The sequence below is a fragment of the Streptomyces sp. JN8 genome (genome assembly GCF_055808075.1).
On the sequence record NZ_CM147852.1, the window covers coordinates 5,070,623 to 5,082,829 of the forward strand.

Sequence of the window (12,207 nt, forward strand, 5' to 3'; positions counted from 1 at the left end):
CCGGTGTTTCCGGACTACTTGGCGCACACCTGCTTGTCAGCTTGTACCTTCTCGACGTCCGGCGCCTTTACCGGACCGCTGATGGGCACCCCCGCGCCCTTGAAGTCGGCGCCGAGGACGAGCGTCATGGGCTCGCGTTCCCCGGCGTCCTGCGTGCCCGGCTTGAGCGCCGTGGCGGCCAGCCCCATCATGTCCGCGAGCTTGCGGGCCTGATCGGCCTGGTTCGGTGCATAGGTGAGCGTCGTCTTCGCCGCCTTCTCGGGGGCGTTGCTCTTGTTGGTGGAGCGGGTCACGCCCTCTTCGTTCTGCAGCCAGCTGATGGTCGACTGGGCCGCGCCCGTGATGCCGCTGCCGTTGAAGACGTCGACGCGCACGTCGACGGCCTCGGCCCGGGTGCCCTGGAGGAGCTTCGCCTGGGCCTGCGCCTGCGCGTTCTTGGCGTCCTGCTGCTTCTTCTTCACCTCGGTGAGCGAGGTGTCGGCCTGCATCGCGGCGAAGAGCTGCGGCGCCTGCGTCGGGTGCGGCACCACGGTGATCGGCTTCGGCTCGTCCGGGTTGTCGATGACGGGCAGCGTCGCGAAGGCGATGTTCTTCGTGTCGATCGAGGAGAGCTCCTTGGCCAGGTCCTGGAGCTTGCCGAGGGACCCTATGCCCTTGTCGACGGTGAGCGCGTCCGTCGCCGCCTGGGCGAGGTCGTAGAGCTTCGTCGGGCTGGTGAGCGTCTCGTTCGACTTCATCTGCCGGATCATCGAACCGAGGAACTGCTGCTGGACCTTGATCCGGTCGAGGTCGCTCTTGTTGCCGAAGCTGGAGCGGGTCCGCACGAAGGCGAGCGCCTTCTCGCCCTCGATGACCGATTCGCCGGCCGGCAGCTTCAGGTGCGACTTGGGGTCGTCGACGGCCTTCTCGACGCAGACCTTCACGCCGCCGACGGCCGAGGTCAGCTCCTTGACGGCGTTGAAGTCGACCATCATGAAGTGGTCGACGGTCAGGCCGGTCAGCTCCTTGACGGTCCGCATGGTGCAGCCCGGGTCGCGGCCGTCCTGGCCGAGGCTGACGTTGAAGCGGGCCTGCTGCTGGCCGGGGATCGTGAGGATCTTGCCGTCGGGCTGCCGCGACTGGCACTCGGGGATCGTCGTCATCAGGTCGCGCGGGATGGAGAGCGCCGTGGCGTTCGTCCGGTCCTTGGAGACGTGGAAGAGGATCGTGGTGTCCGCGTGGCCGGGGCTGTCGGTGTCGCCGTAGCCCGAGTTGCCCTCGCCGGTCCGCTTGTCGGTGCCGATGATCAGGACGTTGAAGGCCTCGCCCTTGCGGAAGCCCTTGCTCTCGGAGCCCACGGGGTCGACGACGTCGATGTTGCCGTCGAGCTTGTTGTAGAGCAGGTACGCGCCCGTCGCGCCGGCGACCAGGACGAAGGCCATCGTGCCGCCGGTCCACAGCAGGACCTTCTTCTTGCGGGACGCGCCCTGCTTGCGCTTGCGGCGGCTCGCGGGCGACGCCTGGCCCCGGCCGGCGTCCGGCTCGGGGACCCGCCGGCGGCGCTGGCCGGGCACGGGCGCCTCGACGGCGGAGTCGGCGGAGGTGTCGCGCGAGGCGGGGGCGGGAACGGTGGCTCTGCGGGCTCCGGACGGCGCCTGCGCCGGGGACTGCCCAGCGGAGTCGTCCAGTCGCAGTTCGTAGTTGCCCGTCTGCGGGTTGAGCACCCACTGGTCGGCGGGGTCGATCTCGTCCGCCCGTCCACGGCTGTGCGCATCCACGGTTACTCGAGTCCTCCGTCGGTGCCACGCGAGGCGCCTCCCCCAGTGGGCGCCGCTCTCTCGGTCGTTCGATCCTTGGTGAGTGCGACCACGCGGTCGGGGTGCACCGGATCGCGCCACACTATCCGCCCAGTTCAGCGCGGGGCGACGCGCGTGACAAATTCCACGCCCCTTACAACCGGGCAATTTGCCCAAACCTCATCCCTCCCGGCCCTCCCCTTGGTTCGCCCTTTACCCGCCGTCCCCACGGCCCCCTCGGACCCCCCGCGCTAGGAGCACACCCCTTCCGCGGCGTTGCGCCCCGTGAAGGTCGGAGTCGTCGAGGGAGCCGGGGTGTCCGCGTCGTCCGGCTTGCCGTCCGCGCCGGTCCCGCCCGTGCCCGTCCCGTCCTTCTTCTCCTCGCCCGGGGTCACCACGACGGCCCGGTCCTCCCGCAGTTGCCGGAAGAGCTGACTCGCCGCCGGCTGGACCAGTTCGTCCCGGTTCGCGTCGTACGTGTAGGGGCGGCGGGGGACCGTGAGGAACTGCACCCTGTCGGTCGGGATCGCCCGCATCGAGCGCGCCAGGTCGTACAGGTCCCGCAGCGAGTCGAGCCCCTGGTCGGTCGTGATCGCCTTGGTGGCCGCGTCCAGGACCGGGTACAGCCTGGTCGGGTTCAGCAGCACCCCGTCGCTCTGCACCTTGTTGACCAGGGCGCCCAGGAACTGCTGCTGCCGGTCCATGCGCTCGGTGTCGCTGCCGTTGCCGAGCGACTTGCGGGCCCGTACGAAGCCCAGGGCCTGCTCGCCGTGGAGGGTCTGGCGCCCGGCGGGCAGCTTCAGCTTCGCGGCCGGGTCGTCCACCGGCTCCTTGAGGCAGACCTCCACGCCGTCCACGGCGTCCACCATCTTCTTGAAGCCCCGGAAGTCGATCACCATGTGGTGGTCCACCCGGATCCCGGTCAGCTTCTCGACGGTGCGGATCGTGCACGCCGTCCCGCCGAACTCGAACGCCCAGTTGAACTGGGCGAACTGCTCACGGGTCCGCGTCCCGTCCGTCTTGCGGCAGCCCGGGATCGTCACCATCAGGTCCCGGGGCACCGAGACCGCCGTCGCGCTCTTCTTGCCCGCCGACAGGTGCAGCAGGATCGTGGTGTCCGAGCGCTGGGTCCCCTGGTCCTTGCCGTACGTGCGGTTCCCCTCGCCCGACCGGGTGTCCGAGCCGATGAGCAGGATGTTCCGGGCGGCCGAGGCGACCGCCGGCGGGCGCTCCTTCTCGTACCGCCGCAGTTCGTCGGCGGCGGTGGTGTCCGTCGTGATGTTGCCGTCGAGCTTGCGGTAGAACCACCAGCCGACCCCGGCCGCGGCCAGCACCACGAGCGAGACGCCGAGCGCCGTCCACCGCAGCCAGTGGCGTCGGCGCCGCGGCTCTTCGGCGGCCCCGGGAGCCGTGCCCTCCGCCGCCGCGCCCTCCGTCGCCGGGGGGTCCGGTTCGGCGGGCGTACCCGCGCGGTCCGTCACGTCTGAGTCCGTCCTTCGTGGCGTCGGAGGCGCGCCGGGCGGTCGCCGGTCGTGGAAGGAGACGGCCGAACCCGACGCAGGGTTGTGCGGAAGGAGTCGACTCCCCCCGGCCGATCATGTACCGGACGGGGCGTGCGGACCCGGGGACTCGGCGCGGCGTTAGGCCGAACGGACTCCCGGCGGCCCTTCTGCACCCTGGTCGGCGGAGGCCGGGGCCGGCGGACGCGACCGGCCGGCCCGCGCCCCGGCCCGCCCCGGCGAGCCGTCCGGCCGGCGCTCGGGGCGTGGTGCGGTGCGGGGTCGGGCGACCGCTCGGGGCGGGTCCGGGGTGCGGGTGCGGGGCGCGGGTGCGGCGGGCGGGGTTCAGGCCGCGGTGACGGTGACCCGCTCGCTCTCCACGCGCTGGGCCAGCGCGTCGGCCGCCAGCCGGTCCAGGTTCCGGCAGAGGACCACCGAACCGCCTGCCGCCAGAGGGGCGTACAGGCCCGTCGAGAGCCCCTTCCAGTCCTCGTAGCCGAGCCCGGAGAGCAGCCGGGCGCCGGGCGTGAGTCCGAGGGCCTCCGCGTCCGCCCGGGCCCGCTCGACGAGCTGCGCGCCGCCGAGCTCCAGGCCGTCGACGACGAGCGCGGGGGCGGCCGCGTCGACCGGGACGAACGGGGCGAACCGGTCGCCCTGGCCGGGGACCTCCACCGCGTAGTCCGCGTAACCGGCGGGCGCGACGGGGAAGCGGCGGCCCAGTGGGGCCAGGGAGAGCGCGATCCGCTCGCCCGAGCAGGCGCGCCCGGCGTCCAGCGCGTCGGGCCCCGCGACCACCAGGTCCGCGTCGGCCGGATCGCCGCCGACCTCCGCCACCACCCCGACGGACGAGCAGGCGAGCAGCCAGACGGCCGTCTGCCAGTGCGCGGGCAGCAGCAGCGCGAGCCGGTCGCCGGGCGCGGCGGACAGCTCGCCCTGGAGCAGGTTCGCCGTCTTGGCCACCCAATTGGCGAAGGTGGCGACGGACAATTCCACCCGCTCACCGGTGGCGTCGTCGTAGAAGGTGACCAAGGGGCGGGCGGGGTCCGCGGCGAGCGCGGATCGCAGCAGGTCGGCGGGGGTGCGGTCGGTGGCGTTCACGCCGGACAGCGTACGCGCGCCGCCGCGCGCGGGTCCGCCGTACCGGTGACGCCGTCCACCGGTCGGCCTGACGGGCAGTCGGTTTCGCGACGGTTTCCCGGCGCGCGGAACGCCCCGGGGATCCGCACGATCGGCCCATGCGTGCCTCACTCGCCTCCTCGATCGCCGTGACCTGCGCGACGGTCCTCGCCCTGCCGGTTCCCCTTGCCGCACCCGCGGCGGCCGCGGTGCCCTCGGCGCTCGGGCTGCCACCGACGGTCTCCGCCCAGCCACCCGCGCCCGACCTGCCCGGCGCCACCCAGTCGCTCCCCCTGGAGCCGCTGGGCGACGCCGACCGGGCGCTGGGCGGCGGGACGGACGACACCGACGTCCAGGGACTCACCCGACGGGACGTCAGACCCTTCTCCCTCGTCGGCGTCGTGTGGGACGACCCGGCGGCCCCCCTGCACGGCGTCGTGCAGGTCCGCACCCGGGCCTCCGGCGGCGGAGCCTGGTCGGAGTGGCAGGACGTGGAGACCCACAACGAGGAACACGGTGCCGACCCGGACACCGCGGAGGGCCACGGGACGGCCCTCAAGGGATCCACGGCGCCGCTGTGGGTGGGCGACTCGGACGGCGTGGAGATCCGGGTACGGGGCGACGAACCGCTCCCCGAGGGCCTGCGCCTGGAACTGGTCGACCCCGGCGAGGCCCCGGGCGGGGCCCCGGAGCAGGACCCGGAGCAGGACCCGGCGGCCACCGGAGCCGCGGCCGCCACGGCGACCGCCGCCGCGTGGTCCCGCACGGGGGCGGCCTCGCTGTCCCTCGCCCGCCTGAGCGCCGCGGAGGCGGCGTCGAGTGCGGTGAACACCCAGCTCGCCCCGTACGGCGCGACCTGGATCCCGGCCCTGTCCAAGGAGGAGACGGAGCTCTCGCTCCCGTACCTGTCGCGGGGGCGGGAGGCGATGGCCCCGGCGGCCGCCGCGGACGGCGCCCGGACCCCCGCCGACGCCCAGGCGCCGGAGCTTGCCGCCGCGAAGCCGTACATCGGCCCCCAGCCCAAGATCATCACCCGCAAGGGGTGGGGCGCGGACGAGCGCATCCGCGAGAAGGGCTTCGTCTACACGAAGAGCATCAAGGCCGCCTTCGTGCACCACAGCGCCACCGGCAACAACTACACCTGCGCGCAGGCCCCCTCCGTCCTCCGCAGTATCTACCGCTACCACGTCCAGAGCAGTGGGTGGCGAGACTTCGGCTACAACTTCGCCGTCGACAAGTGCGGAAACATCTACGAAGGCCGGGCCGGGGGAGTGGCCAAGCCGGTCCTCGGCGCGCACACCCTCGGGTTCAACACCAACAGCATGGGCATCGCCGTGCTCGGCACCTTCAGCAAGAGCGCCCCGCCGGCCGCCGCGGTGACCGCCGTGGCCCGCCTGACGGCCTGGAAGCTCGGGCTGCACGGGGTGAATCCGAAGGGCACGACCTATCTCGTCTCGGGTGGCGGAAACCTGTACAAGAAGGGCAAGAGCGTCAAGTTCAACGCCATCGCCGGACACCGTGACGGATTCGCCACGGAGTGCCCCGGAGTGAAGCTCTACGGCAAGCTCGGCACGGCCCGTACGAGCTCCGCGAAGTACCAGGGAAGGCCGTGAGGGGGCCATCGGGGCAACCGTCTGCATAAACTGACCGGTCATATCGCACGGACGACCGAGACGGGCGAGCCGACGGGCCCCGAACAGGAAGCAGAGACGACAAGGTGACAGAAGCGATCCTCCTGGTCGGTGGCAAGGGAACACGGCTGCGACCCCTCACGGTCAACACGCCCAAGCCCATGGTTCCGGCGGCCGGCGTCCCCTTCCTGACGCACCAGCTCGCCCGCGCCCGTGCCGCCGGCGTCGAGCACATCGTGCTCGCCACCTCCTACCTGGCCGAGGTCTTCGAGCCGCACTTCGGTGACGGCTCGTCGCTCGGCCTGAGCCTGGAGTACGTCACCGAGGAGGAGCCGCTCGGCACCGGCGGTGCGATACGCAACGTCGCCTCGCGACTCCACTCGGGCCCCGACGACCCGGTCCTGATCTTCAACGGCGACATCCTCACGGGCCTGGACATCCAGGCCCTCGTCGCCACCCACTCCTCCTCCGGCGCGGACGTCTCGCTGCACCTCACCCGCGTCGAGGACCCGCGGGCCTTCGGCCTGGTCCCCACGGACGCCACCGGCCGCGTCACGGCCTTCCTGGAGAAGCCGCAGACGCCCGAGGAGATCGTCACCGACCAGATCAACGCCGGCGCGTACGTCTTCCGCCGCTCGGTCATCGACACCATCCCCACCGGCCGGCCCGTCTCGGTCGAGCGCGAGACCTTCCCCGAGCTCCTCGCTTCCGGGGCGCACCTCCAGGGCATGGTCGACTCCACGTACTGGCTGGACCTCGGCACCCCGCAGGCCTTCGTCCGCGGCTCCGCCGACCTGGTCCTGGGCCGCGCGCCCTCCCCGGCCGTGCCGGGCCGCTGCGGCGACCGCCTGGTCCTCCCGTCCGCCCGCGTGGCCCCGGACGCCAAGCTGACCGGCGGCACGGTGGTCGGCGCGGACGCGGTGGTCGGCGAGGGCGCGCGCATAGCGGGCTCCACGCTGCTGGCCGGCGCGGTCGTCGAACCGGGCGCGGTGATCACCGACTCCCTGATCGGCGCGGGAGCCCGCATCGGCGCGCGGACGGTCCTGGCGGGCGCGGTGATCGGGGACGGGGCCCAGGTGGGCGCCGACAACGAACTCCGCGAGGGCGTCCGCGTCTGGTGCGACACGACGCTTCCCCCGGGCGCGGTCCGCTTCTCCTCGGACCAGTAGTCCCCGTCGCGGGCGGGCGTTCCGCGGAGTCCGGGGGCGACCCCCGCGCTCCGCGGGGGTCGCCCCCGCCGAAGCGGCGGCGGGCGCGGCCCCCGCCCGGCTACGCTCGGGACCATGTCCGGCCGCTTCACACCCCCCACCACCCGCACCACGATCCGCGGCGGCGAGACCCCCGTCCCCCGCGGCGGCCCGGCGGCCGGCGCGCCGGACCTCGGCCTCACCCTCGGCCCGCTCCGCCGCGGCCCCGCCGACCCCACCTTCCGCGTGACCCCCGACGGCTCGGTCTGGCGGGCGAGCCGCACGCCCGACGGCCCCGGCACGATCCGGTTCGCGGTCCGGGACGGCGCGGCCACGGCCGAGGCCTGGGGCGCGGGCGCCGCCTGGCTCCTGGACCGGGCCCCCGCCATGCTGGGCGCCGAGGACGATCCCGCCGCCTTCGTCCCCCGCCACAAGCTGGTCCTGGCCTCGCACCGCCGCCGCGCCGGCCTCCGGCTGACCCGCACGGGCCTGGTCCTGGAGTCGCTGATCCCGACGGTCCTGGAGCAGAAGGTCACGACGACGGAGGCGTACGGGGCCTGGCGCCACCTGGTGCGGAAGTTCGGCGAGCCCGCCCCGGGCCCGGCCCCCGAGGGCATGCACGTCATGCCGGACGCGCGGACCTGGACGCAGATCCCCTCGTGGGAGTGGCACCTCGCGAACGTCGACGGCAAGCGCTCGGCGACGATCGTCCGCGCCGCCCGTGTCGCGGCCCGCCTGGAGGAGGCCGTGCTCATGGACCCGCCGGCGGCCCGCGAGCGCCTGGAACGGGTCCCGGGGATCGGCCCGTGGACGAGCGCGGAGACCGTCCAGCGGAGCAACGGCGCCCCGGACGAGGTCACCACCGGCGACCTGCACCTCCCCGGCATCGTCGGCTGGGCGCTCGCCGGCGACCGGACGGCCGACGACGAGGCGATGCTCGCCCTCCTGGCCCCCTACGCGGGCCAGCGGCACCGCGCGGCCCGCCTGATCCTCCTCAGCGGCCGCGTCCCGCCCCGCAGGGCGCCCCGCATGACGCCGGGCAACATCACCGCCCTCTGAGGAACGGCACGGCCGGGGAGCGCGAGACCGCCCGCCGCTACCTGACCTCGACGAACTCCGCGGCCGACCGCGGCGCCCGCTCCCGCGGCGCCTCCGCGGGCCGTCCGACGGCCACCGCGCCCAGCGGGTCCCAGTCGGCCGGCAGGTCGAGGACCTCCCGGACGACGTCCCGGCAGAACATCGTCGAGGACACCCACGCCGAGCCCAGCCGCTCACCGGCCAGCGCCACCAGGAAGTTCTGGACGCCCGCGCCCGCCGCCACCACGAACATCTCGCGCTCGGCCGCGTCCCGGCGCGGGTCGCCGTAGTGGTGCGAGCCGTCCATGACGAGGCAGGGCACCGCCAGGTAGGGGGCGTTGCGCAGCACGTCACCGCGCCGGACCCGCTTCGCGATGGACTCCTCGGACCGGCCGTCCCGCCGCAGGTCCGCGATCCACGCGTCCCGCATCGCGTCGAGCAGCCGGAGCCGCGACTCCGCCGACTCCAGGAGTACGAAGCGCCACGGAGTCGTGTGGTGCGGGGCCGGCGCCGTCACGGCCGCGGCGACCGCCCGCCGCACCGCGCCCGGGTCGACCGGGTCGTCGGTGAACTCGCGCACGGTCCGGCGCAGGGTCACCGCCTCCCGTACGGCCTCCGAGGTGCCCAGCCGGAACATGTCGTCCCCGGCGCCGCGCACCAGCGCCCGCGCCCCCGGCTCCCCGTCCCCGCCGACCACGTGCGGAAGGCCCCGGACGACGGCGACCGGAAGCCCCGCCGCCTTGCCCTTCACCAGGTCGCCGGCGGCGGCGAGCTCGTCCGCGGTGGCGACGACGGTCGCGCTCAGCGGGTTGCCGAAGGCGTCGGTCCCGCCGCGCAGGTCGTCGAGGACCCGCACCCCGGCCGCGCCGATCGCCACGTCGGTGAGCCCGCCGCGCCAGGGGCGCCCGAAGGTGTCCGTGACGACGACGCCGACGTCGACGCCGAGCGCCTCGCGCAGTCCGGTGCGGATGCGCCGCGCCGAGGCGTCGGGGTCCTCGGGCAGCAGCAGCACCGTCCCGGCGGGGGTGTTGGAGGCGTCGACCCCGGCGGCGGCCATGATCAGCCCCTGCCGGTTCTCGACGATCCGCAGGGTGCCGCGCCGCGCCACCACCCGCACCGTCTCGGCGTCGATGGCCTCCTCGCGGTCGTCGGCGGCGACCACCCGCCCCTCGGCCTTGCTGACGATCTTGGAGGTGACGAGGAGGACGTCCCCGTCGGCGAGGTCCGGCGCCACCGAGGCGATCAGCTTGGCCAGGTCGTCCCCGGCCGCCACCTCCGGCAGCCCGGGCAGGGCCCAGACCCGGTAGGAGGGGGCCCCGGCCGCCTCCGCCCGCAGGGTCACCGCAGTTCCTCGGCGAGCGTGAGGGCCTCGCGCGCCATGGCGGCCGTCGCGTCGACGTCGGTCATCATCAGCGGCACCGCCCGGCAGCGGATGCCCGCCGCCTCGACGTCCGCGACCGCGTCCGCGTCGACGGTGTCGACGAGCCAGCCGTCCAGCAGCTCCGGGCCGTAGTTCCCGGCGACCGCGGACGCCGTGGCCTCGACGCCGACCGCCGCGAGCACCTTGTCGGCCATCCCGCGCACCGGGGCGCCGCCGACGATGGGGGAGAGGCCGACGACGGGCGCCTGCGCCGCGACGATCGCCTCGCGGATCCCGGGCACGGCCAGGATCGTCCCGACGCTCACCACGGGGTTGGACGGCGGGAAGAGGATGACGTCCGCCTCGGCGAGGGCCTCCAGGACGCCCGGCGCGGGCTTCGCGGCCTCCGCGCCGACCGGCACGATCGCCTTGGCGTCCACGGAGGCGCGCAGCTTCACCCAGTACTCCTGGAAGTGCACCGCGCGCTGCTCGCCGTCGACCTCGATCGCCACGTGCGTCTCGACGCGGTCGTCGGACATGGGCAGGAGGCGCACGCCCGGCTGCCAGCGGTCGCAGAGGGCCTCGGTGACGGCGCTCAGCGGGTAGCCCGCGCCGAGCATCTGGGTACGGACGATGTGGGTCGCGAAGTCCCGGTCGCCGAGGCCGAACCACTCGGGTCCGACGCCGTACGCCGCGAGTTCCTCCTTGACCGTGAAGGACTCGTCCGTGCGTCCCCAGCCCTGCTCCTCGTTGATGCCCCCGCCGAGGGTGTACATCACCGTGTCCAGGTCGGGGCAGACCTTCAGCCCGAAGAGATGGATGTCGTCACCGGTGTTGCCGACGACCGTGATCTCCGCGTCCGGCGCGGCCTGCTTGAGGCCGCGAAGGAAACGGGCACCACCGATGCCGCCGGCCAGAACCACAATGCGCATGCCCCGCAGTCTGTCAGGCGAGCGCGGCCTCGGGCGCGGCCGGGGCGCACTGCGCCTGGAGCGACTCGTGCATGGGCATCTCGGTGAGGCCGGGGAAGTAGACGTGCAGGCTGACGGCCGGTTCGAGGGAGTCGTTGACGACCTCGTGGACGTACCCGGGTGCGAAGACCCGTTCCGAGCCCGGCGCGAGCGACCGGGTGCCCCGCTCCGTACGCTCCGTCAGTTCGCCCTCCAGGACGGTCAGCACGCCGGAGGACACCCCGTGGTCGTGCAGTCCGCTGCCCTGGCCCGGTACCCAGGAGAGCAGCCACACCTCGTAGCCGGGGCCGGTGCGCAGCCGGTGGTACCAGCGGGTCGTGGCGTCGTACTCGACGTACGGGGCCCACTGGGCGCGGTCGTCGGCGATCGAGCGCGCGAGCCCGGCGAAGTCGGCCACCGTCTCGGGGTGGGCGCGCTCGGGCTGAAGGAGGTGCGGGACCTCGAGGATGTCGCCGGCGATCTGAAGGTCGCTGTCCATGTTCATGGGTGGGGAGGTTCCTCAGCAGAAACAGAAGCGGTGGGGGGTCACGAAGAGGTGACGCGAGTGACGCAGGGTGACGCTGGGGGAGAGAAGCTGGAGCTCTACGGCATCAACAGCTGGGACAGCAACAGCAACAGCGCGCCTGGACAGCGCTGCGGAACCCACGGCTGTGGGTCGCGGAGTGCGCTGCGGTTGCTGGCATGCCACCAAAGGTGGCCGGAACGACACCCGACTGTCAACTCAATGCCCGATTTGGGGGTAATGTTTCACCTCATCCGGTTACTCCGCGGGGAGAAAGGTTTGTTCAGCCGCGGACCAGGACAGATGGCGCTTCAGTCGTGCCCGTAAACATGGCGGCGCCCCCCGATCGACCACGCTCGGTGACCGTGTGGACCCGACCGGTCCGTGACCGGACTGTGATCAGGATCGCTTCCATGGCTGGATCGCAACAAGATCCAAGTCTCGGACGTCCTCCCCTGTGAGGGCCGCGCACGGTGGAGCCGGACCGGTGGCATGTGTCTTGTTTTTGGTGATTTGAACACTTTCCGCATAGGCTTGGTTCCGCAGAGTGAATACGAGGCCCAATAGCAGATCTCGGCTTGACTCGCGTAAAGCACGAACTTGTAATTTCACTCGTGTCGTTCGGCCGGGTTCGCAACGGCAAGACCACGGGGACGCACAGAACAGACGAGGGGCGCACATGACCGAGTTGTTCCAGGAACTGCTGGTCGAGGACGCGGACGAAGAACTCGGCTGGCAGGAGCGCGCGCTGTGCGCCCAGACCGATCCCGAGTCCTTCTTCCCCGAGAAGGGCGGCTCGACCCGAGAAGCCAAGAAAGTCTGCCTCGCCTGCGAGGTCCGCTCCGAATGCCTCGAATACGCCCTGCAGAACGACGAGCGATTCGGCATCTGGGGCGGTCTCTCCGAGCGGGAGCGCCGCCGCCTGAAGAAGGCCGCGGTCTGATCCGCCGCGCGAGCCGGGCGACGCCCGCACGGCCCCGCGCACGCCGCACCACCACGAACGGTCCGCCCCCTGTGCTTCCCCCTCAGGCGGCGGACCGTTCCGTGTCCCGGCGGGCCGCACCCGCCCGCGCCCCCCGCCCCCGGGAG

10 protein-coding genes are annotated in these 12,207 nt (G+C 73.2%); 4 read left to right on the plus strand and 6 right to left on the minus strand.

The window, feature by feature from the left end; all coding sequences use genetic code 11:
- Window positions 1–14: 14 nt before the first annotated feature.
- From ACY0MR_RS22405 to ACY0MR_RS22415, 3 genes are all read right to left on the minus strand, one after another.
- Complete coding sequence (locus ACY0MR_RS22405) at window positions 15–1,757, minus strand: LCP family protein (protein ID WP_473554913.1); 1,743 nt, start codon at window positions 1,755–1,757, stop codon at window positions 15–17.
- A 269-nt stretch (window positions 1,758–2,026) separates the two neighbouring features.
- A complete protein-coding gene (locus tag ACY0MR_RS22410; RefSeq protein WP_473554915.1) occupies window positions 2,027–3,256 on the minus strand; it encodes an LCP family protein in 1,230 nt (409 codons plus the stop codon).
- A 363-nt stretch (window positions 3,257–3,619) separates the two neighbouring features.
- A complete protein-coding gene (locus ACY0MR_RS22415) occupies window positions 3,620–4,372 on the minus strand; it encodes a TIGR03089 family protein (RefSeq protein WP_361850403.1) in 753 nt (250 codons plus the stop codon).
- A gap of 137 nt (window positions 4,373–4,509) precedes the next feature.
- On the opposite strand from ACY0MR_RS22415, the gene ACY0MR_RS22420 reads away from it, so the two are divergent.
- From ACY0MR_RS22420 to ACY0MR_RS22430, 3 genes are all read left to right on the plus strand, one after another.
- Window positions 4,510–6,003: a peptidoglycan recognition protein family protein gene (locus tag ACY0MR_RS22420; RefSeq protein WP_473554917.1), complete on the plus strand. Its 1,494-nt coding sequence runs from the start codon at window positions 4,510–4,512 to the stop codon at window positions 6,001–6,003.
- A 104-nt stretch (window positions 6,004–6,107) separates the two neighbouring features.
- Window positions 6,108–7,190 (plus strand): mannose-1-phosphate guanylyltransferase, encoded by a 1,083-nt coding sequence (gene manB, locus ACY0MR_RS22425; RefSeq protein WP_388807213.1) that lies wholly within the window; start codon window positions 6,108–6,110, stop codon window positions 7,188–7,190.
- Window positions 7,191–7,304: 114 nt separating this feature from the next.
- A complete protein-coding gene (locus ACY0MR_RS22430) occupies window positions 7,305–8,267 on the plus strand; it encodes a DNA-3-methyladenine glycosylase family protein (RefSeq protein ID WP_361850409.1) in 963 nt (320 codons plus the stop codon).
- Between the two features lie 37 nt (window positions 8,268–8,304).
- On the opposite strand, the gene ACY0MR_RS22435 is transcribed toward ACY0MR_RS22430, so the two are convergent.
- Genes ACY0MR_RS22435 through ACY0MR_RS22445 form a run of 3 tightly spaced genes read right to left on the minus strand, consistent with a single transcriptional unit; the run spans window position 8,305 to window position 11,100 of the window.
- Complete coding sequence (locus tag ACY0MR_RS22435; protein ID WP_388807211.1) at window positions 8,305–9,627, minus strand: coenzyme F420-0:L-glutamate ligase; 1,323 nt, start codon at window positions 9,625–9,627, stop codon at window positions 8,305–8,307.
- Entirely contained in the window at window positions 9,624–10,577 is a 954-nt protein-coding gene (cofD, locus tag ACY0MR_RS22440; RefSeq protein ID WP_473554920.1) for a 2-phospho-L-lactate transferase, read from the minus strand. Before cofD ends, ACY0MR_RS22435 begins: the two co-directional genes overlap by 4 nt.
- A 13-nt stretch (window positions 10,578–10,590) precedes the next feature.
- Complete coding sequence (locus ACY0MR_RS22445) at window positions 10,591–11,100, minus strand: cysteine dioxygenase (RefSeq protein ID WP_361850415.1); 510 nt, start codon at window positions 11,098–11,100, stop codon at window positions 10,591–10,593.
- A 697-nt stretch (window positions 11,101–11,797) separates the two neighbouring features.
- Between ACY0MR_RS22445 and ACY0MR_RS22450 the strand changes: the two genes are divergently transcribed.
- Window positions 11,798–12,061: a WhiB family transcriptional regulator gene (locus ACY0MR_RS22450; protein WP_015033978.1), complete on the plus strand. Its 264-nt coding sequence runs from the start codon at window positions 11,798–11,800 to the stop codon at window positions 12,059–12,061.
- The last annotated feature ends 146 nt before the right edge of the window (window positions 12,062–12,207 follow it).

What these genes read in the sequence shown, in the direction of transcription:
- ACY0MR_RS22420 (WP_473554917.1), top strand. Translation starts at nt 4,510, where the DNA reads ATGCGTGCCTCACTCGCCTCCTCGATCGCCGTGACCTGCGCGACGGTC.
- ACY0MR_RS22430 (WP_361850409.1), top strand. Translation starts at nt 7,305, where the DNA reads ATGTCCGGCCGCTTCACACCCCCCACCACCCGCACCACGATCCGCGGC.
- cofD (WP_473554920.1), bottom strand. Translation starts at nt 10,577, where the DNA reads ATGCGCATTGTGGTTCTGGCCGGCGGCATCGGTGGTGCCCGTTTCCTT.
- ACY0MR_RS22445 (WP_361850415.1), bottom strand. Translation starts at nt 11,100, where the DNA reads ATGAACATGGACAGCGACCTTCAGATCGCCGGCGACATCCTCGAGGTC.
- ACY0MR_RS22450 (WP_015033978.1), top strand. Translation starts at nt 11,798, where the DNA reads ATGACCGAGTTGTTCCAGGAACTGCTGGTCGAGGACGCGGACGAAGAA.